General features: G+C 42.7%; 17 protein-coding genes and 1 tRNA gene. 8 read left to right on the top strand and 10 right to left on the bottom strand.

Annotated elements, in window-relative coordinates:
- The first annotated feature begins 46 nt into the window (after positions 1 to 46).
- The 3 genes from OFO01_RS02655 to OFO01_RS02645 all read left to right on the top strand — a co-directional run bounded on the left by OFO01_RS02655 (position 47) and on the right by OFO01_RS02645 (position 3,743).
- Complete coding sequence (locus OFO01_RS02655) at positions 47 to 631, top strand: cytochrome C (protein WP_270858632.1); 585 nt, start codon at positions 47 to 49, stop codon at positions 629 to 631.
- A gap of 10 nt (positions 632 to 641) precedes the next feature.
- Entirely contained in the window at positions 642 to 3,158 is a 2,517-nt protein-coding gene (locus OFO01_RS02650; protein ID WP_270858631.1) for a molybdopterin guanine dinucleotide-containing S/N-oxide reductase, read from the top strand.
- Positions 3,159 to 3,431: 273 nt separating this feature from the next.
- On the top strand, positions 3,432 to 3,743 hold the full coding sequence (locus OFO01_RS02645) for a hypothetical protein (RefSeq protein WP_270858630.1): 312 nt from the start codon (positions 3,432 to 3,434) through the stop codon (positions 3,741 to 3,743).
- Positions 3,744 to 3,863: 120 nt separating this feature from the next.
- Here the strand turns inward: OFO01_RS02645 and OFO01_RS02640 are convergent, their stop codons facing one another.
- The gene (locus OFO01_RS02640; RefSeq protein WP_270858629.1) at positions 3,864 to 4,361 is read right to left on the bottom strand and encodes a DUF805 domain-containing protein; all 498 of its coding nucleotides are present in this window, start codon (positions 4,359 to 4,361) and stop codon (positions 3,864 to 3,866) included.
- A gap of 9 nt (positions 4,362 to 4,370) precedes the next feature.
- Entirely contained in the window at positions 4,371 to 5,417 is a 1,047-nt protein-coding gene (locus OFO01_RS02635; protein ID WP_270858628.1) for a TM2 domain-containing protein, read from the bottom strand.
- Between the two features lie 118 nt (positions 5,418 to 5,535).
- Here OFO01_RS02635 and tpx point away from each other — a divergent pair, with 118 nt between their 5' ends.
- A complete protein-coding gene (tpx, locus tag OFO01_RS02630; protein ID WP_270858627.1) occupies positions 5,536 to 6,033 on the top strand; it encodes a thiol peroxidase in 498 nt (165 codons plus the stop codon).
- A 55-nt stretch (positions 6,034 to 6,088) separates the two neighbouring features.
- Here the strand turns inward: tpx and OFO01_RS02625 are convergent, their stop codons facing one another.
- Genes OFO01_RS02625 through OFO01_RS02590 form a run of 8 tightly spaced genes read right to left on the bottom strand, consistent with a single transcriptional unit; the run spans position 6,089 to position 15,166 of the window.
- On the bottom strand, positions 6,089 to 7,606 hold the full coding sequence (locus tag OFO01_RS02625) for a hypothetical protein (RefSeq protein ID WP_270858626.1): 1,518 nt from the start codon (positions 7,604 to 7,606) through the stop codon (positions 6,089 to 6,091).
- The gene (locus tag OFO01_RS02620; RefSeq protein ID WP_270858625.1) at positions 7,594 to 9,396 is read right to left on the bottom strand and encodes a hypothetical protein; all 1,803 of its coding nucleotides are present in this window, start codon (positions 9,394 to 9,396) and stop codon (positions 7,594 to 7,596) included. The genes OFO01_RS02625 and OFO01_RS02620 overlap by 13 nt, the downstream gene beginning before the upstream one ends.
- On the bottom strand, positions 9,396 to 9,728 hold the full coding sequence (locus OFO01_RS02615; protein WP_270858624.1) for a hypothetical protein: 333 nt from the start codon (positions 9,726 to 9,728) through the stop codon (positions 9,396 to 9,398). Before OFO01_RS02615 ends, OFO01_RS02620 begins: the two co-directional genes overlap by 1 nt.
- A 9-nt stretch (positions 9,729 to 9,737) precedes the next feature.
- Complete coding sequence (locus OFO01_RS02610; protein ID WP_270858623.1) at positions 9,738 to 10,334, bottom strand: 4Fe-4S dicluster domain-containing protein; 597 nt, start codon at positions 10,332 to 10,334, stop codon at positions 9,738 to 9,740.
- Position 10,335: 1 nt separating this feature from the next.
- Positions 10,336 to 12,594 carry a molybdopterin-containing oxidoreductase family protein gene (locus tag OFO01_RS02605; RefSeq protein WP_270858622.1) on the bottom strand — a complete coding sequence of 753 codons (2,259 nt, stop codon included), beginning with the start codon at positions 12,592 to 12,594 and terminating at the stop codon, positions 10,336 to 10,338.
- The gene (gene nrfD / locus OFO01_RS02600) at positions 12,581 to 13,720 is read right to left on the bottom strand and encodes an NrfD/PsrC family molybdoenzyme membrane anchor subunit (RefSeq protein WP_270858621.1); all 1,140 of its coding nucleotides are present in this window, start codon (positions 13,718 to 13,720) and stop codon (positions 12,581 to 12,583) included. The genes OFO01_RS02605 and nrfD overlap by 14 nt, the downstream gene beginning before the upstream one ends.
- Entirely contained in the window at positions 13,717 to 14,262 is a 546-nt protein-coding gene (locus tag OFO01_RS02595) for a molecular chaperone TorD family protein (protein WP_270858620.1), read from the bottom strand. The genes nrfD and OFO01_RS02595 overlap by 4 nt, the downstream gene beginning before the upstream one ends.
- On the bottom strand, positions 14,252 to 15,166 hold the full coding sequence (locus OFO01_RS02590) for a sulfurtransferase (protein ID WP_270858619.1): 915 nt from the start codon (positions 15,164 to 15,166) through the stop codon (positions 14,252 to 14,254). Before OFO01_RS02590 ends, OFO01_RS02595 begins: the two co-directional genes overlap by 11 nt.
- A gap of 247 nt (positions 15,167 to 15,413) precedes the next feature.
- On the opposite strand from OFO01_RS02590, the gene OFO01_RS02585 reads away from it, so the two are divergent.
- From OFO01_RS02585 to OFO01_RS02570, 4 genes are all read left to right on the top strand, one after another.
- Positions 15,414 to 16,514 (top strand): efflux RND transporter periplasmic adaptor subunit, encoded by a 1,101-nt coding sequence (locus OFO01_RS02585; RefSeq protein ID WP_270858618.1) that lies wholly within the window; start codon positions 15,414 to 15,416, stop codon positions 16,512 to 16,514.
- Between the two features lie 6 nt (positions 16,515 to 16,520).
- On the top strand, positions 16,521 to 19,667 hold the full coding sequence (locus tag OFO01_RS02580) for an efflux RND transporter permease subunit (protein WP_270858617.1): 3,147 nt from the start codon (positions 16,521 to 16,523) through the stop codon (positions 19,665 to 19,667).
- Entirely contained in the window at positions 19,657 to 21,108 is a 1,452-nt protein-coding gene (locus OFO01_RS02575) for an efflux transporter outer membrane subunit (RefSeq protein ID WP_270858616.1), read from the top strand. Before OFO01_RS02580 ends, OFO01_RS02575 begins: the two co-directional genes overlap by 11 nt.
- 81 nt (positions 21,109 to 21,189) lie before the next feature.
- Positions 21,190 to 21,277, top strand: a tRNA-Ser gene (locus tag OFO01_RS02570).
- The last annotated feature ends 56 nt before the right edge of the window (positions 21,278 to 21,333 follow it).

Raw genomic sequence — 21,333 nt, 5'->3', positions numbered from 1 at the left:
TTTTTGTTTTTTATAAAATTTCGCAAATTTTAAAAAAGGAGAAAATTTGAAAATTCTAAATTTAGCTCTTTGCTTAGGTCTTTTAACCTGCGCCGCAAACGCCCTTAGCGTGGGCGATAGCGCGTATAGCGTAGCTGTTAAAAATATCAGCCTAAGCGCGGATTTAAGCGAAAGTGTCGGAAGATTAATGCCGACAAATGAGATCAAAATCATCGAAGCAGATGATAAAAAGGTCAAATTTAGCCTTGAAGGCTACCAAAGCGCAAAGGCGCAAAATATCATTTACTTCACAGATAAGGCGAGGATTATCTCGGTTGCCTTTTCAAAACAGGCGAAATTCGACGCTGAGGTTTTGGAGAATTTAGGCGAATACAACAAGGTAAAAATCACAGCCTATACTTCGCCAGACGCGCTAGAAACGGATTTGAAAGCGATTTTTAGCACAGCGAAGAAAAACCACGAAGAAAACTGCGGCACCTGCCACCCGCTTCACAGAGGCGAAACTCAGGTCGCAAATAGATGGCCTGCGCTGATTAAATCAATGCAATCACGCACACCATTAACCCAAGATGAAATTTGGGTTATCACTCAGTATTTACAAAAACATTCAAAAGACATTAATGTCGATTAAAGGAGAAAATATGAAAAGACGAAGTTTCTTAAAAGCAAGCGCCGCACTTGGCGCAGCGAGTGCTATGCCAAATTTGGCATTGGCAGAGAGTGCAAACACAGCCCTTGTTAAAGACGGTGAAGTCATCACTGGTGCTCACTGGGGTATCCTAAAAGCTACCGTAAAAGACGGCAAAATCGTAAAATCGGAAGCTTGGAAAAAAACTTCAAATGTGCCAAATCCTTTGCAAACAGCCATGGACGATTTGGTTTATAAAGCAAGAATCAAAGCCCCGATGGTTCGCAAAAGCTACCTTGAAAACCCAGATAGCCCAAAACCAGAGCTTCGCGGTAAGGACGAGTGGGTAGAAGTGCCTTATGAAGAGGCTATTAAACTGGTCGCTAGGGAGCTAAAAAAAACGCGCGAACAAAAAGGTATGAATAGCATTTGTGCTGGAAGTTACGCTTGGCAAAGCTCAGGCGCACTTGGTATGGCAAGGACGCTTCTTCATAGATTTATGAATATGACAGGTGGTTTTGTGGGCGTTACGGGAGACTTTTCAACCGGAGCTGCACAAGTGATTTTGCCACATGTCGTGGGATCTAGCCAAGTTTATGAGCAACAAACCGTTTGGCCTGTGGTTTTAGAAAACTCAAAAGTCGTCGTGCTTTGGGGTATGAATCCAATCGGCACTTTGCGTTTGTCATTTACGGTTTCTGATGAAGGCTCGTTTAAATATTTTGAAAAATTGCGTGATAGCGGTAAAGAAATCATTATTATAGATCCGCTCAAAACAATCACAACTAAATTTTTTGAAGGCAAAGCTACTCATATCAGACCTACTCCAAATACCGATGTTGCGATGATGTTAGCTATGGCAAATCACTTGCTAAAATCAGGTAAATATGATAAAGAATTTTTAAGCACTTACACCGTTGGCTTTGATAAATTCGAGCAGTATCTACTAGGCAAAGAAGACGGCGTAGAAAAAACACCTGAGTGGGCAGAGAAAATTTGCGGAATCGAAGCAAAAGTTATAAAAGAATTAGCCGAAAAATTCTTTGATAATCGCACTATGATTATGGCTGGTTGGGGTATGCAAAGAGCGCACCACGGCGAACAGGTTCATTGGATGATAGTAACTCTTGCTAGTATGCTTGGTCAAATAGGGCTTCCTGGTGGTGGATTTGGTTTTAGCTACCACTATGCAAACGGCGGAACGCCAAGTTGCGTTGGTGGCGTAATTAAAACAATCAACGCAGGAAGCGTAGGCGTTATCAAAGACGGCAAATATATGGGTCCTGCTAATGCTGATGGCGCAAAAGAAAATGCAGCGCAATCTTGGCTATCAAATACTGCTTTGATGTCATATCCTGTCGCAAGGAACGCGGACGCTTTGCTAAATCCGGGCGCAACGCTTGATGATAACGGAAATAAAATCACATATCCTGATATGGATTTTATCTACTGGGTCGGCGGAAATCCGCTCACACAACAACAAGACACAAATAAAAATGTCAAAGCTTGGCGAAAACCACGAACTATCGTCGTAAATGAAATTTACTGGACACCGACAGCGAAAATGGCTGACATCGTGTTCCCGGTAACTAGCTCGTATGAGAGAAATGACATTTCTATGACAGGGGACTACACAAATATGCATATCGTCCCACAAAAACAGGTCGTAGAAAAACAATTTGGCGCAAAAGATGATTATCAAGTTTTCGTTGATTTGTGTAAAGCTTATGCCGATGGTCTAGCCGAAGCCTACACAGAAGGTGGCAAAACCGAAATGGACTGGATAAAAGAGTTCTACGAAACAGCGGCAAATCAAGTAAATGCAAACGAAGCTTTGGGAATAAAAATGCCAAGTTTCGAAGAGTGGTGGAACAAAAACGAACCGACTGAATTTAGCCCTACAATGGAGAGCGAAAGCTATGTAACTTTTGCAGATTTTAGAGAAGATCCGATTTTAAATGCACTTGGCACACCAAGCGGATTAATCGAAATTTACTCTGAAACTATCGAAAAAATGGGCTATGATGACTGCAAGGCTCACCCGACATGGTTTGAGCCAATCGAGTGGCTAGGTATGAAAGACAAACCAGCCAGATTCCACATGATAAGCCCACACCCAAATGATCGTTTGCACTCTCAACAAAACCAAACTAAGCTAAGAGATAGCTATGCAGTAGCTGGAAGAGAGCCGATTTTCATCAACGAAGAAGACGCAAAAGAGCTAGGTATAAAGGGCGGCGATTTGGTAAGAGTTTTCAACGCTAGGGGTCAAATTTTAGCAGGTGCGGTTGTAAATGACGATACGCCAAGAAATGTCGTAAAACTATGCGAAGGTGCTTGGTATGATCCAAACGAAAACGGACTTTGCAAAAACGGCTCGGCAAATGTGCTTACTATCGATATTCCGACAAGCAAACTAGCCAACGGAAATATCTCTCACACTTGCCTTGTAAATGTGGAAGCCTATAAACCAAAAGAGGGCGAAGACATCACGCTAACTGCGTTTATGCCACCAAAAGGTGCGAAATAAGCAAAATTTGGCTAGGATTTCCTAGCCAAATTTTAAAATTCTACAAAATTTTGCAAATTTCAAAATTCCGCTATCGCAAATTTGAAATACTGCCACGAAATTTTGCTTTTTAAAATCCAACGAAATTTCTACGAATTTCTCAATTTACAAAGTTACTTCGCAAGCTTATAATAAATCAATACAAAATTTTGCACCACATAATCAAAATTTCAACCCATTTTAAGGGGGGGGGGGGGGTAGAATAAAACTTTATTTTTTTTCAAGGAGAAAACTATGGATGAAGAGCTACACTTAATCTGCCCATTTTGTGGCAAGGATGACATCAAATACGGAGTATCAGTTTGCAGTGGTTGCCAAGCTGAGATTAGATATGGTGTAGACTGGGCTCCAGTTTTAATTTTGGGTGTAATATTGTTTATCGTAGTTGCTGTTATTGCTAACAGTTCTTATGGCGCTATTAGTGGCCTTGTTGGGCTCGCTTGCTTTGTCGGTAGCTTGGTCTGTATCGTCACAGGTGCATATAGATTTTTAAAAAATTTAAGCTATAAAAAAGGTCCTAAATTTTTCAGACGAGAATTTCGTTAATTCTATTGTTTATTTGTAGGTATCCAAACCTACAAATAATCGTTTATGTGATATTAGAAGTTCAATATGGCTTATTATAAGTAAAATTTTCGGCGCAGTGTTTCCGTGAATTTCTCAAATTCACGGAACGAAAATATTCCCACCGGCGCGCGGATTTAGCGGATCGTCGCCGTATTTGTTAGCTCCGTCGGTGCCCTTTAAAATCGTAGAGATAAAAATATAAATTATAAGCCCCACAGCAACAAATAAAAACAGCATAGCTAAAATTCTAATTCCATCAGCAAACATTATCCCAAGCACGCACAAAAGAAAAATTGCGCCAAAATACCACCCGCTGATATCTCTATCGTGTAGCCTTCTCCACAAAACCGCAAATGATGGCACAAGCAAGCCCAGAGCAACCACGCTGGCTACGATACCGATGACTTGCGGGGTGCCGTTTTTGTCAAACCCCAAAACGATATTTGTGCCAAGCATGGCGTCGATTACGGCGGTTGCGACATTTACTAAAACACTAAAAAGGTAAAACCACCAATACTCGCTTCTGCTAGCCCTGCCAGAAAATGTGGCGTATTTTTGTTTGAGGCAAACGCTAATCGCCTCGCCAAAACTCATCATTTTTTCTCCTTATGATTTGATTTTGTTAAATTCGCTAATGTGAAATTTCAAATTCGAAAAATAATAGTTGTTTTTCGAAATTTCGAAATTTCGGCTATCTTTGGCACAAGCAATGATAAAAAGCGAATTTATAATCGAGCAAATTTGCACCGCGATTATCGCTAAAATCGGATTAAAATAGACTAAAACTAGCCCAATCACGCACGAGAGCGCATATACAAAAAACGCCTTAACGAAAATTTCGCACCCGCTTGTTTCAAAAAGCTCTTTGTAAATTAGCAGAGCAAAGCATGCGCCAAGCCCCGTAAATACTGCGCCCAAAACAAATACAACCAGGCTTTTATCCCCAAACATCATCATCAAAAACGGGATTAGCGCAAGGCTGTCAAATACGACAAAAAGGGTTAAATTTCGCAAAAGTGTCTTTGAGCAAATTGTGCTAGCGATGAAATACGCGCTCATTGCTAAGCACACTTGCCCCGCTGTTGAGGCGAGTTCGGCGCCGTTAATCTTGGTGCCAAAAATGTTTAAAACTGCCATTAAAATCAAAAGTCCGCACCCAATGTAAGCTAGCTGTCTAGCCGAGGCTAAATTCGCGCTTTTTTCCTCTAAATTTAGGCTTTGGCTGGGATTTTCGCTGGGATTATCACTCAAATTTTCGATCTCGCACCCTGCGCTAAGATTTGCGCTATCTACCATTTTTTCTAAATTGAAAAAATCGTGTATTATCCACGCCAAATAGGCTAAATTCGGCAGTGCAAAGACCATAATCGGTTTTATTAAATTTTCCCTAGCCCTAAGTGTATCTTGGTCGTCAAATTCGAGGCTTGGCCTTATGGAGCGCAAAATTTCGAGCGCGCTATCGTTTGATATCAAAGCATACGCCACCAAAAAGCAGACAAAGATGATAAACCCAAATCCGCCAAGAAGCTGGAAAATCGCGCTTACATTTTTTTTCAGATAAAATCTGTGCGCGCTAAAAACTCCTAGCGTCAAATATAGCGTGTAGGCGGTGTTGAGGTGAAATTTAGGCGCGTTTTGCGGGAGGGTTTGCATGGATTTCCTTTTTTTAAATTTGGGCGAAATTATAGCCAAATTTTAAAATTTTGCGCCAAAAAATAATCTGTTAAATTTTATGAGATAAAATGTGTTTTATTTTTTACAAGGAGAGAAAATGCAAGTAAAATTTTTAGGAAACCCCGTAAATTTGGGCGGAAATGAAGTAAAAGTCGGCGAGGCTGCGCCAGAAGTCGTAGTCGTTGGGAAAGATTTAGCAGATATCGTAATCGGCAAAAGCGAGAAAAAACAAATCATCGTAGCTGTTCCGTCGTTAGATACGCCAGTTTGCGCTAGCGAGGCTCGCAAATTCAACGAAAAAGCAGCAAGCTTGCCAAATACCGAAGTAATCGTGGTTTCAATGGATTTGCCGTTTGCGATGGGTAGATTTTGCACGACAGAGGGTATCGAAAACTTGCGCACAGCAAGCGATTTTAGAGCGAAAAAATTCGCCAAAAGCTATGGAATTTTAATCGAAGATAGCGCGCTAGCTGGGCTAAATGCAAGAGCGGTTTTCGTCATCAGCGGCGGCGTAATCGCATACAAAGATATCATGGCTGAAATCACCGAAGAGCCGAACTACGAAGCAGTTTTAGAGGCTGCAAAAAACGCATAAATTTTTAGCTTCCCCCTTAAAAATACAGCGAAATTCCGCAAATTTTGCGGAATTTCTAATTTAGATTTAAAATTTCCTTCGCTCTTGTTTTTTTGTATAAAATCGACTTCAAATTTTGCATTTCGCGTTCGTTTAAAGGGCTAGCATCAAGCAGTTTGGCGCAGTTTTTTTGCCTAGGGTTTTCGCAAAATTTAGGCGCGAAAAGCTCGCTAATACCGCCGTGAGTTTCTCCGCTTTGGAGCGGATTTTCGTGGCAGGCCTCACAGGATTTGCCGATTTTCTGCACGCTATGAGGCGAAAACGGCTTCCAAACCTCGAATATCTCGCCACTCTCGCCAAATTTAGCCACGCTAGCATTTTCATCTTTTATGCCAAGATTATATCCAAACACAGGACGCGCAAGGGCGATTTTGCCGTTATTTTTGCGCACCAAAAGGACATTTTCGAAGCGTTCTAAACTAAACGCGCTATGCCAAATGCCAGGTTTTTTCTCGCCTCCAAGCGTGCGCGAAAACGGCGCAGGGCGCGTATTTTGGCGCAGGGCGCGTGCGTTAAATCGCTTAGCAACCGCGTCAAATTCGATTAAATTTTGCCAGTTTTCGTAATCCTTGCTAAAATCAAGCATAGCATTTAGCTCGTAAAAACTCCCGCTCCACGCGCTGTGGCAGGTGGCGCACTCCAAATTTTGGTGGAATTTGTGCGAGGTGTTATTTTGCGTGGCGGTTTCGTGGCAGGCTTCACAGGTTTTGGTTTCGCTCATTTTGTGGCAATCCGCACATACTAGCCCCGCGCTAAAATGTGCGTCAGGGCGCAAATTTGCGTATGTTGCGCCATGCCGTAGCCCTGGGAAATTTCCATTTTTTTGCAACGGCGTGCGGTAGTCTTTGTGCGCGTTTTGTGGGAAAAGCCCCATAAAATCGGCGCCGATGAAGTATTTGTTGTGGCAAGAGGCGCAAACTTCATTATCCGCGCGCGAGAGCGTGTGAGTGCGCGAGTGCGGGCGCGCGCTAGTATTCGCGTCGCTGCCGCTGTAATGCGCGCTGGGCGCGTAGCTAGCGTGGCATGCCATGCAACCCTTTCCGTGAGCCGAAAACAAGGAATTCTCGCCATTATCATAGGCGTGGCATTTTAGGCATTTGCGCTCCACGAAGTCCGCCACGACGCGCTCTTTCTCGCTCAAATTTGGCAAATTTTGGCTTAAAAAATCTTGCAAACTAAGATTTAAATCCATGTTAAATGCGCTAAAAATCGTTTTTATCTCGTTTTTGTGCGTGAAATGGTTGCTTTTTTCAAATTCGCTGATTTGCTTGGCGTGACAGTTGCCGCAAAACTCGCCATAATGCGCGGGGCTTGCTGGGTGAGCGATGATATTTTCGTGCGAAAATCCGCCAAATTTGGCTAAATTCTGTGGGAAATCTGAGGGTGAAATTTTGCTTTTATGACAACTTTCGCATGAAAAATTGTGATTTTGCGCGTCAAATTTCTCCACGCTGTGGCAGTTTTCGCAGGATAAATTTTGAGCAAAAGTGAAATTTAAAAACGCAAAAAATATCAAATTTATCACTCTAAACATTTCGTCTCCCCTGCCCTAAATTTGGCCTTTGAGGCGTTAAAATCGGCATAAATTTTATCATCGTAGCGATCGTGGCAGATAGCGCAGGCATAGGCGTCTAGGATTTTTTTCATTTGAGCTAAGCTTAGCGTGGAATCGTTTTTAGAAATGATTTGATTTTGCGCTCCTGTGGGGCTAGCAAAGGCGTCAAGGGCGAAATTTAACTCGCCAAAATTTGCCAAATTTGGACTAAATGAAATCTCGCCGTTTTTATAGTCCAAAACACCGCGCCCAAGCCCAAGCGAAGACGGCGAGAAGTGGCAAGCAGCGCAGGTTTTGCTCTTGCCAACGCTGTGTTGCGCCCAGCTAGCTAGGCTAAGGGCGTCAAAGTGCTTTGTAGCGCCATTTTCGTAGATACTAGCCACGACCTGACAGCCTGGGGCTAGGTTTGCGATTTTGCCGTCATTTCTCACGCCCAAAGCAGGGTCTTCGAAGCGCAAAAAACTGCGCATTTCGCTCCACGCACCTTCGCTGTATTCGCCCTTTTGCCACTCAAACTGCTTTGCGCCCGCAAATCTTTGCTCGTGGCAACCAAAACAGCTTGCTACGCTTTTTTCGTGGCAGGCTTGGCAGGATAAATTTGCATGCAAAGGCTCGTGTGCTGGGTGTTTTAGCGCTGAAATTTCAAATTTTGCTCCGTCTTTTTTGCGCGTAAGGACTGCTTTTTCGCCCACTTTGGCGACATTGTAAAGTGGGAAATTTCCCTTTTTCGTGTAGGCGATGAGCGCGCTATCTGGGATATTTGGATTTGTTTTTGCTAAATTTCGCGCCGTCTCGTTTGGCGTGGCAAAATTTGGCGCGTGGCAGTCCTCGCACGCGATAATTACGGCCTCTCTCATATTTGCGTGGTTTTTTTTATCGCCCATTACCCCAAGGCTAGTATGGCAATCCACGCACTCTAACCCTGCCCTTTCGTAGTGAATATCGGCGCGCAAATCGTGGAAATGGCGCCCGTCGGATAGCGTATGGCTCTGCTCGAAAGGCGCCTTGCTTCCCTCGCTTTCGAATTTTCCATAATACGCAAAACCAATGCGAGCCGAGCGGTTGTGGCAGGCTAGGCAGTTTTGGCTAGGGATTGCGGTGGAAAATCGCGTGTGGGTTTTGGGCGCAGTATTTGGGGAGGTTGCGTGCGCGCTGGAATTTACGCTGGAATTTGCGCTTAAATTTGGCGCAGAATTTGCATTTTTGCTGGCGAAAAACGGGGAGAGCAAGAAATTCTCATCTAAATTCGAAGCCTTATGGCACGCCCCACACCCGCCACCTTTGGCGATATTTTGATTTATAAAAACCTCTTTTTCTTGCGAGATATGACAACTGGCGCAGGCTTTGGCGTAGTGGTCCTTGGCGAATTTTTCGATTTGCTCTGCGCTAAAATCAGAGCTTGCGCCCTGCTTCGCCCACTCGCCTAGCAAATTTTGCTTGATTGGATTTTGGGTTTGCATTACTGTGGTGCTAACGCGGGCGATTTGGTCCTTGTGACAGCGCGCGCAACGGCTTTTGGCGTTTTCTAGCGTGGCTGGATTTGGGATTAGGGCGATGTGAGCGAGCGATTTTTCGCTAGCAATCTCGTTGCCCCCATGGCAGCTCTGACAGGCAACCTCATCGTGCGAGGGGCTTAGTGAGCCGTAATTTTCGTGGCAGGCGGTGCATGAGTTTATCTGCGAAAATGCGCTTACGCAAAAAAACAAAATAGCAAAATTTGCGAAAATTTTAAAATTTAGCCCTTTTAAAATTTCGCAAATTCTTCTCACTAGCAACCCTCAAACTGCGCTGGTGCGCCACTAGGTTTCGGTGCGGCGGCTTCGCTTTCATCGGCTTTGGCGCCAAATTCGTCTATCATGCCTTCATCAGCTAGGCGTTGGATGACATCGTCATAGCTTTCCCACGCTTTTTTGTTGTAAGCGTCTGCTTGGATTGCCTTTTTTGCGTATGCCCTAGCAAGTGTGAGATTATTTTTTGCCACAGCTTCGCGAGAGAGATTTACAAAATGCTCCGCCTGCGCTTTTGAAGTATTGTAGCTTTGCAAATTCTCCGCAAAACCAAAACTGCAAAGTAAAACCATGCTTAAAATTATCTTTTTCATCATTTACTCCTATGAATTTATCGTTACATAATAGACATTTGGTTCAAGTCCGTCACTCTCTTTTAGGCGAGTTATACTTGTCGCCTTAGCTAAAATTTGCGAAACATCGCTATTTGGGTCATTTAAATCGCCAAAATTTCGCGATTTTCCCACGCAGGTAGTTACGCAAGCCGGAAGCAAACCTTTATCCACTCTTGGGGCGCAAAATGTGCATTTATCGACGCTTTGTTTGTGTTCGTCGTAATATCTGGCATTATACGGACAGGCTACCATACAGGCTTTGCAACCTATACAAAGTGACGGATCGACGATGACAATGCCGTCTTTTTCACGCTTAAAACTAGCTTCTGTCGGGCAAACTGCCACGCACGGGGAATTTTCGCAGTGGTTACAAAGCACAGGCAAGAAATTTAAAATCGGATTTCCTGCATTGTCTTCGTTTTCTACTTCAAAAACCCTTGTGCGATACGCTTCTTTGAAAAGCGGCACTTCCCACTCGGTTTTACAAGCTACATAACACGCATCGCACCCGATACAGCGATCGCCGATAATCACCATAGCTAGGTTTTTTTCTTTTTTGTGATTTTTATTTATTAGTGAGTTCATCTTACGCCCTTTCAAGTCTAACAAAGCCGTTGTTTAAGCCGCTACAACCACTAACAGGATCAATGTCGTTACTACAAAAATAAACATCGCTAATGCCTTTATCAAAGCCGCTCTTCCACTCTTTGCTAACATGCCCAAAGCCGTGGTGGATAAAGACATTTCCCTTGGTTATTCGCTTTGTGATTTTTATATTTTGCGGTTTTGATTTGAGCCCTGTTTTAGCATTTATCATTATGACTTTATCGCCAGTTTTTAAACCTAAATTTGCCGCGTCATCAGGATTTATCCAAATCGGGCTATCATCTTCAAGTTCGAGTAAGAGCTTGTTATTTTGGCTTCTTGCATGTGAGTGAGCAGGACCCCTGCCAAATAAAAGTCTAAATTCGCCTTCTTTTGGCATTGGCGGTGCTACCCAAGTAGGCAGTGGCGCACAGACATCGCCGTATTCTTCATACATTTTTTCCATATCAGGGTTATATAGATGAATTTTGCCCGTGCTAGTAGGGAAGCTTAGTGGTTTTCCGCTACTTTGCGGATACGCATCGGCTAAATAATCGCACAAAATGCCGTCTTTTTCAAATTTAGCTTTTTCATCAGGGCTGAGTGAATTTACGAAATTATTTATCGCGTCGCTTGGCGAAATGGTAAAATACTCGTCCATATCAAAGCGTTTGCAAATCCCACGCACTATGTCAAAAACATGCTTAGTATCGTGTAGCGGTTTAATCGCAGCCTTTCTTACAGCCACAAACGGCACATCGTATTTTTGGATATATGGCCCGTCGTCTTTTTCTAAATATGTACTTTCAGGCAAAACTATGTCGCAATACTGACAAAAATCGTTCATCTGCGTATCAATTGCCATTAAAAAATCTAGCTTTTCGATCGATTTCATAACGCCGTTTGCTTCGACTGCCGTGTGTCCTAGCGGATTTGTATCGTAGGTCAGCCACGCTTTTATCGGATATGGTTGTTCGCTTAAAGTCGCGCGATAAATTTCACCACTTAGCCCTAAATTTGGCGGATTAAACGGCCACCTTGTGCCAACTCCATCAGCCCTTGGCTCCCTTACAGCTGGTGCTTCATCATCTTTTGGGAGCTTGGCTAAATTTATACTTTGATTTACCCAAGTTCCGCCCTTTACGCCGTAATTTCCCATAATCGCATTTAATATCGCAATCGCTCTTGCTGTTTGCGTATCGTTTGCGTATCTTGAAAATCTACGCGGTGCGATAGCTAGGACATGCGGGGCAAACTTCGCAAATTCCCACGCTACTTCTTCAATAGTTTCAGCCTTTATACCGCAAATTTCTTCTGCCCATTTTGGGGTGTATTGTTTGACATGACGGGCTAGTTTATCAAAGCCGTAGCAGTATTTATTGATAAATTCCATATTTGCTAGATTATCTCTAATTATGACATGGATTAGCGCTAGTGCTAGTGCCATATCGCACCCCGGTTTTATGCGAAGCCATTTGTGCGCTCTAATCGCACTTTCGCTCTGGCGTGGATCTACATAGACGAGTTTTGCGCCATTTGCTAAACCTTCCATAAAATCCCTTGCTTCTCTAACCTGAATCGCTCCTGCCATATTTCTACCAAATAAAATCATATATTTGGTGTTTGCCATGTCGTAGTTTTCATGTCCGCCGATACCGCCGCCGCCAAATGTCAAAGACCAGCCAATCGCTCTACTGCCACGACACTCAGAAAATGAAGCATAGCTTACATTTGGAGTGCCAAGTAGGCTAGCAAATTTGTGAAAATAAGAAGAACAGCTTCCGTGCGCAAATGCTGCAATGCTTTTTGCGCCGTATTTGTCGATGATTTTTTCTAAATTTTCATGCACGAAGTCAAACGCTTCGTCCCAGCTGACCTTTTTCCATTTGCCTTCGCCCCGCTTACCGACTCTAATCATCGGGTATTTTAAGCGATCTGGATCGTAAGTAGAATAAACCCCTGCATTTCCCTTAGCGCAAATCGTGCCGTAATTGTATGGATTTAGCTTGTTTCCTTCGATTTTGTGAATTTTACCGTCCCTTGTAAAAACATTTACGCCACAATTCCAAAAACACATTTCGCAGTAATTTGGAGTTTTTACGCCTTCGTCATATTCTAATAAATTTGAAAGCTCGGGCGAATTTTTGTGCGTTTTTGCCATTAGTGGATTTGGAAGCCCTGTGATACCTGCCGTGCTGGCAACTGCGACACTAGAAGCCATTTTTAGGAAATTTCGTCTTGTTATTTTAAGCTCTCTCATTTTCACTCTCCAAATTTAAAAATGTTTTTCCAAGTGCGTAAATAAAGAGCATTACGCCAATGCCTGAGATAAAAATCGTGATTTCTGCCACGCTTGGGCAGTATGAGCCAAACTCTATCTTGCCTAAAAATTCGCTCTCGACTTTAACAAGCTGTCCGCCCACAATGCCGTCAAACCTAGCAAAAAATACGCCGATAATGGCTAAAATTCCAGCCAAAAATGAAATTTTTAAATTTTGAAATTTAGACAAAATAAGCAAAATCATCGGAAGTAAAATTCCAATGCAAATTTCAAAAACATAAAAATTAAAAGACAAATTTCCGTTTGTAAAAACTTCAAAATTTTTGGCTAGATAACTTCCGCTTCCATACGATGAAATCACAATGCCCCAAAAATTTATAAATAAAACAGCCAAAAGTAGCAAAAACATAAAAATATTTAAATTTCGCAAAATTCGCTCATTTAGGGCTTTTTTGCTTAAATTTACAAAGGCAAAAATCACGCTTATGCCACAAATCAAAGCTCCAAAAATAAATGAAATAGTAAAGCTTGGCGTATGCCAGATTGGTCTAGCTGAATTTACGGCAAAGACCATTGAGAGTGTGCTAAATGCTACAATTCCCATTATAAATGCGACGATTCCTGCGTAAAACGAAGCTTTTTCGCTGTTTTTTAGCATTAAAATTAGCTCGATTATCAAAAGCGGAGTTTCAATTAAATAAAAAGTGCTCATCCACCAAATCGGGCTTTCTACCGCGAAATTAAAGTAATATCGCACGAAGCGCAAAACTTGCAGTTTAAAAGGGCTTCCAAGCTCCCAAAAAATCAGCCAAAATGCCGCTAAAAGCGCAGCAATAGCCAAAAGCTGTAAATGGCGTGAAATTTTAGAAAATGCGTGAAATCCAAAGAGATGATCAGCCGTAGCGATCGTGGCAACTCCCACGCTAATGCCCACAAAAAAGGCATACCCCATAAGCAAAAGCCCAAGCGGAACCTCGCGACTGACATTGTAGCTGGCCTCTTGGCCATTTAAAAACACGCTACAAATCCCCACGAGCCCCACTGCGCACAGCGCAAGTGATAGAAAAAGAAGCCCAAATTTCGGGGTTTTGGCGACTTTTGTCATCTTTGCTCCTTTAAATTTGATATTAAAAATTTGGCAAAATTTAAAATAAACTCAAATTCTTTTAAATTTTCAAAATTTGCTAAATTTTTACTCAAAGGCTCTAAAAAGTCCAAAAATTTAGTAAATTTCAAAAATTTCTCCCACTCGCCCTGCTCTGCTAAAATCGCGCAAAATGCGAGTAAATTTGAGGCGTGGTCGCAGTTTTTTTCCACCACAAAACCACAAATTTCGTAAAATTTGCAAATTTCATTGTAACTCTCGCCAAACATTTTTTTATCTAACCAAACCCCAGCTAGAAGCGAAGTGCCGAATTTGGCTGAGTTTAAATCAAAATAAAAAATGTAATTGCTGATAATTTCGTCTAAATTTGGCGTTTTTAAATCGTTAAATTTGAAATTTGAAAATTTATTGAAGCGTTTGGCAAATTCGCCGTTTGCAAATTCGCCAAGCGCGCAGTATTTCTCGCGCCAATCCTCCGCTGGAAAAGCGAGCAGATCGGCGCATAAGTCTAGGCAATCAATCAAAATTTGATTATTTTTCATCGCCTTTTAGCACTTTTCTTTTTGGCAGGTTCGAATACTCGACCATGCTTGCTTCGTAGTTTTTGACCTTGTCATTTCCCATGATGTATTTTGTCGCAAACCAGCCACCACTTGCGTGCCAACCTGTGTTGCAATACCAAATTTGTGGTGCGTTTGGATCTAGACCAGCTGTTTTAAATAGCTCGCCAACAGCTTCTTTGTCAGTGTTGATATAAAAAACGCCGTCATTTTCTTTGGCAAGTTTGCCGATAAAGATATTTCCATCAACGCCCTCTAAGTGCCCGCCTTTGGCTGCTTTTGGGTGAGCTTTTTCGCCAGAGTATTGAGCTTCGATTCTGCCGTCAATTAGCGCTACGCTGTTTGTAACCACGGCCTCGTCGATATCGTAAGCAGTCGCAACGATGTCTTTGTTAAATTTAGTGATTTTAAAATCGCTTTTTTCTGGTGTGACGGCCTCTGTGCTTAACTCGCCACCAGCTTTTTTCCAAGCGTCAATTCCGCCGTTTAAAATCGCTGTGTTTGTAAGTCCGTAGTATTCAGATACGAATAGAGCCAAAGTTGAAAGCGTATAATCAGGAGCGGCTTTTGCGTCGTTGTAGAAAACTACTGCGCTAGTATCTTTGATACCGCTTTTTTGAAATAATCTCTCAACCGTAGTCGGAGAAGCGATAAATCCTGGCATTTCGCCTCTTGCCTCTCTGAAATCAGCCTCTTTCCAAGCAACTGCACCTTTGATATGACCTGCGCCATATCCTTCGCCTTCTTGAAGGTCGATTAAAACTAGGTCTTTATCAGCTAAATTTGCTTTTAGCCACTCGACATCTACGACCTTGTTTTGTGGTAAATCTAGGGCAAATGCGCATGTGCAAGCAGCCGCTAGTAATGATGAAGTAAGTAATTTCATGATATCTCCTTAAAAATGAAATTGTTGCAAAAAAAAATTGTAACAAAATTTAGTAATATTAAATTAAAAATTTATCGAAATTTTATAAGTTAGATTAAAATTTTCCGTGATTTTGTCACAAAAAATCTGAAAAATTTAGAAATATTAAATTTTCATTTACTTTTGTGTTAATAATTTATTTTGCAGAATTTGGATAAAATCGACAGCTTTTTACTTTAATTATTAAAATTTAATAACCGAGGTTTGTATGAAGAAAATTTTCTCACTAATTGCGACGCTAGCACTGCTTAGCGGATGTTCGTATTTCGAAAAAAAAGAAGAGGGTGCAGGAGGGGGCGCCAAGGGCGCTGGCGGTATGCCACCGCTTCAAGTAGCTGTTTTTAAAGCCCAAAAATCCGATGTTCCAATCGCACTAAAATTTAACGGCGAAACCGCGAGCGATTTAGATGTAACGCTAAAATCGCAGGTTTCTGGCACAATAGAAAAACAGCTTTTCACACCTGGCGTGCGCGTAGAAAAGGGCGAGGGGCTCTATGAAATCGACAAATCTCGCTACCAAGCGATTTTTAACAGCGCGAAAGCTAGCCTAAACAACGCCAGCGCAGATTACGAGCGCGCTAGGAAATTAAAGGCAAGCAATACCATTTCAGCGCGCGAATTTGACGGCGCAAAATCAGCTTACGAAGTGGCTAAGGCAAATTTCGAAAGTGCGAAAATCGACCTTGATAATGCCCTTGTCAAAGCCCCATTTGACGGCATTGTAGGCGATACGCAAAAAGATACTGGCTCGTTTGTGAGCGTAGGCGAAAATCTAGTCAGGCTTACAAAACTAAATCCAATTTATGTGAAATTTGGGATTTCTGATACTGATAAGATGAAAATTGATAGAAATTTAGCCAGCAGTGATTGGTATATGAAAAATACAAAGGCTACAATTTCCTTTAATGACAAAATTTATGAAGGAAATGTGGTTTTCGTCGATAGCGTCGTAGATAGCGCGACTGCAAGCGTGAGCGCCAAAGCGCAATTTAACAACCTAAATTATGAAATTCAACCAGGAATTTACACTAGAATTTCAGTCGATGGTTTCGTGCAAAAAGATGGCTTCCAAATCCCGCAAATCGCAGTTTTGCAAGATTTAAGCAACTCTATCGTTTATGTCGTAGATGCAAACAATACCGTGGCTAAAAAAATCGTAAAAGTTATAGCGCAGGATTCTACGACGATGACTATTTCAGAGGGTTTGAGCGAGGGCGATTTGATTGTTTTGGATAATTTTTCAAAAATTCAAGTCGGCGCCAAGGTAACCCCGCTTCCGCCAGAAACAGACGCGACAAAGGCTAGGTAGGCAAGTATGTTTTCTAAATTTTTTATCAATCGCCCAGTTTTCGCAAGCGTTATTTCGATTATTATCGTTATTGCTGGAACGATTTGTCTATTTATCGCCCCTGTGGAGGAATACCCGCAACTCACCCCACCTCAAATTTCAGTTACAGCCACATATAGTGGCGCAGACGCGCAGACTATCTCAGATACCGTCGCTTCGCCGCTAGAAAACGCAATCAACGGCGTCGATGATATGATTTATATGAGTTCATCATCTAGCTCGTCAGGCAGGGCAAATATCAGCGTGTTTTTCAAGGTCGGCACCGATCCGCAAGAAGCACTCGTAAATGTAAATAACAGAGTAAATCCAGCCCTAACCACGCTTCCGGCCGAAGTGCAAAGAATGGGCGTTAGCGTTACAGAGCGTTCATCATCTATACTTTCTGCGTTTTTCTTTTATGATCCAACAGGTCAAATGAGCCCGCTTGAAATCCAAAACTATGTCAGCATTAATGTCGTCGATGAGCTAAAACGCGTTAGTGGTGTGGGCGACGCACAGGCTCTTGGCACGAAGGATTACTCAATGAGAATTTGGGTAAATCCAGGACTTATGGCTAAGCATAATGTCGTATCATCTGACATAATCGCAGCCATTAGAGAGCAAAACAGCCAATACCCAGCCGGAAAGCTAGGCGAGCAACCAAACGATTTGGGTAACCCTTATGTCTATGCAATCCAGCCAGAGGGGCGTTTGAAAACGGTCGAAGAGTTCGAAAATGTAATCATTAGAGCCAGTGATGATGGTAAATTTTTGCGTGTAAAAGATGTCGCTAGGGTCGAGCTTGGGGCTGAGAGCCTTATCATCAATGGTAAATACCAAGGATACGACGCGACGCCAGTTTTTATCTATCAACAAAACGGCGCAAACGCCATTGCTACGCTTGATGCCGTAACTGCGCGTTTGGAGCAGTTAAAGCAAAATTTCCCAGGCGCACTGACTTATAGCAACGGATACGACACGACAGAATTCGTAAAGGTCTCTATCGAAGAGGTTATTCATACCTTCGTAGAAGCGATGATTTTGGTCGTTTTGGTTATTTATATGTTCTTAGGAAATTTCCGCGCGACGATTATTCCAATGCTAGCGGTGCCAGTATCGATTTGTGGAGCGTTTATTGGAATTTACGCTTTTGGATTTTCGATAAATTTAATTACCCTTTTCGCCCTAGTTTTGGCTATCGGTATCGTCGTCGATGACGCTATTATCGTTATCGAAAATGTGGAGAGAATTTTGCATGAAGAGCGAAATTTAAGTGTCAAAGAGGCCACGATTAAGGCAATGGACGAGATCGTAAGCCCAGTAATTTCAATCGTGCTCGTTTTGGCGGCGGTTTTCGTGCCGGTTGCTTTTATGGAGGGTTTTGTCGGCGTTATCCAAAGACAATTCGCGCTCACACTCGTCTCATCTGTGGTTTTCTCCGGATTTGTCGCCCTTACCCTAACCCCTGCGCTGTGCGCGCTTTTACTTCGCAAAAAAGAGGCCGAGCCGTTTTGGTTAGTGCGTAAATTTAATGAATTTTTCGATTTTTCAACCCGCCTTTTCTCGGCAGGTGTTGCAAAAATTTTGCGCCATGTGATTTTATCGTTGTGCCTTGTGGGAATTATCATTTTTGTGATGTTAGAGTTATTTAAAATTACTCCTGGCGGACTTGTGCCAGCCGAGGATAAAGGCTATGTAATGGGCTTTTCGACACTTCCGTCGGCTAGACCTTTGGTAGCTACTGAAAAGCACATGGATTTCTTGCGTGGCACACTTTCACAAAATCCAAATGTCGAAGCAATCACCACAATCGCGGGATTTGATATGATGGCAGGTGGTGCTAGGGAAAATTCAGGTGTATTTTTCTCTAAACTCAAACCTTGGGAAGTCCGTCCTGAGGCAAACCAATCAGCCCAATCAATCGCAAACGCGCTAACTGGACAGCTTTTTGTCATGGATAGAAGTGCGATGACCTTTGCCCTAACCCCACCTCCGATCAATGGTCTATCAATGACTGGCGGATTTGAAGTGTATGCAGAAAATACTACGGGCAAAAACTATCAACAAATCGCCGATGATATGGCGCGAATAGTCGCCAAAGCTTCGCAAAATCCAGCTTTGCAAAATGTCCGCTCTACGCTAGATGTAAATTTCCCGCAATACAATCTAAGCCTAGATAAGGAAAAAATCAAAATGCTTGGAATTTCAATCCCTGATATTTTTACGACGATAAATTCGACTATCGGACAATACTACATAAACGATTTTAACCTTTTGGGTAAGACATACCGCGTCTATATGAGAGCAGAACAGCTCTTCCGCGATACGCCAAATGATTTAAGGACGCTTTATGTGCGCTCAGCTAGTGGAAATTTGGTTTCGCTTGATTCGGTTGTAAATTTAGAACGCGCCAAAGGCCCTGATATCGTCGATCGTTTCAATGGCTTCCCAGCAGCTAGACTTATGGGCGATCCTGCCCCTGGATATACTTCTGGTCAGGCGATTGATGCTATTAGAGATACGATTCTTGGCGAATTCCCTACTGGATACACACTTGGCTGGTCAGGCACGGCTTATCAAGAGGTAAATGCAGCAGGAACTGGCGCAAAGGCTTTTGCGTTTGGACTTTTGTTTGTATTTTTGATTTTGGCGGCGCAGTATGAGAGGTGGCTAATGCCAATGGCGGTTCTTACAGCCGTGCCATTTAGCGTGTTTGGTGCGCTTTTATTCACATGGGCTAGGGGATTAAACAACGATATATATTTTCAAATCGGACTTATTTTGCTTATCGGACTTGCGGCAAAAAATGCGATCTTAATCGTCGAATTTGCTATGCAAGAGTATCAACACGGCGGAAAAAGTATCGCAGAAGCGGCGATAAGTGCAGCAAAAATGCGTTTTAGACCGATTGTTATGACATCTTTGGCTTTTGGTCTTGGTGTTTTGCCTATGGTACTTGCCACAGGAGCAGGTTCTGCTAGCCGTCACGCGCTAGGAACTGGCGTGCTTGGTGGAATTTTGGCTGCTTCGACGATAGCGATTTTCTTCGTGCCACTATTTTTCTACCTTTTGGAGAGCTTTAATGCGTGGCTAGATAAGCGAAAAATAAAATCAGAGGAAAAAGATGAAAACTAAAATTTTACTAGGAATTTTAACTGGCGCACTGATTAGTGGTTGTAGCTTTAAGCCTGATATGCCTACTTGCCATATCGAGTATAGATCTGGATACGAGGCGACAAATGTGAGCCAAATGTGGTGGAAAAGCTACAATGACACCCAGCTAAATGCGCTAATTGATAGTGCTTTGGCGAATAATTCTGATTTAATGCTAGCTTTGAATAATATTGAGCGCGCAAGGCTAAATTTGGGTCTAGGCAAGCTTGAATATCTACCAAATATCGGAATTTCAGGCTCTGCAATGCGCCAGAATAATTATGCTAATATGCCTGATTCAAATTCTCACGCTTCTTACGCGATTTCAGCACCACTTAGCTATGAGATTGATTTTTGGGGTAGGGTGCGAAACAGCGTGGGTGCTAGCGCGGCGCAGTATATGGGGACTAAATACGATTATGAAACAGCTAAAAACACAATCACTAGCGCGGTTGCAAGCTCGTATTTCGCGCTTTTATCTCTAAAAGAGCAAGAAAGAATTCTAACTAAATCGCTTAAAAGCTACGAGCAGACGCAAAATTACCGCAAAAAAGAGCTAGAAGCTGGCACGATAAATCAAATCACGCTTAGCCAAGCAAGTGTCGCTGTGCAAAACGCCAAAGCAAGCCTAATCGCCGTGCAAAACCAAATTTCTCAGGTGCAAACCTCGCTTGCGATTTTAGCCGGCAAAAGCTACGACGGGGTCGTAAATCCGCAAATCCTCACAGCTGCAAAACTTCCTAATGCCCCACAAATCCCAAGTGGCGTGCCAAGTGATGTTTTGCTTCATCGCCCAGATGTAGCAAAGGCGTTGGAGGATTTGCGCGCTAGCAATTTCCTAGTCGGCGTTGCCAAGGCGGGGTATTTCCCGACTATCTCGCTAACTGGGGCATTTGGCTATGCAAGTAGCGATTTTGATAGATTGATTAGCTCGACTACTAGCTCGTGGAGTATCGGTGGCTCACTCGTGGGACCTTTGCTTGATTTTGGGCGAACTAAAAAGAGGGTTGATATCGCAAATGTCGATCAAAACTCATCTTTTATCGCTTATGACAAGGCGCTAAAAACGGCTCTTGGCGATGTCAAAGACGCCCTAACTACGCTTAAAAACGCAAAAGAACGCAAAAAAGCGATGAGCGATTTGCTAAGCTCGCAACGCAAAATTTACAAAGACGCAAGCGAGCTTTATAACGCTGGATATTCTAGCCATTTAGAATTCCTAGACGCGCAACGCAATCTTTTAAACACAGAACTTGCCAAAGTGGGCGCTGATTTAGAGGAATTAGAAGCTAGCGTAAATGCTTACAAGGCGCTTGGCGGGGGATTTAGCATAAGCGATGAGGAGCTAAAAGAGATTTTAGGAGCTGATGCCGATACCGCGCCTGATATGTCTGCTGTGCCGATAGATAGGATATTTAGGTAAAATTTGCGGAATTTTAAAATTCCGCAAATTTTCAAATTTCAGCTTCAAATTTAAAATTTTAGTTATAATCCAAACCTTTTTAGACAGGTGTCCGAGTGGTCGAAGGAGCACGCCTGGAACGCGTGTGAGGTGCAAGCCTCCGAGGGTTCGAATCCCTTCCTGTCTGCCAGAATGCAAATTACAGAATAAATTTTATTTAAATCAAATTTTGCTTATAATTGCGCC

The sequence above is a fragment of the Campylobacter sp. JMF_01 NE2 genome, assembly GCF_027737365.1.
In the GTDB taxonomy this organism is placed as follows: Bacteria; Campylobacterota; Campylobacteria; order Campylobacterales; family Campylobacteraceae; genus Campylobacter_B.
This window is presented reverse-complemented; position numbering and strand designations above follow the sequence as displayed.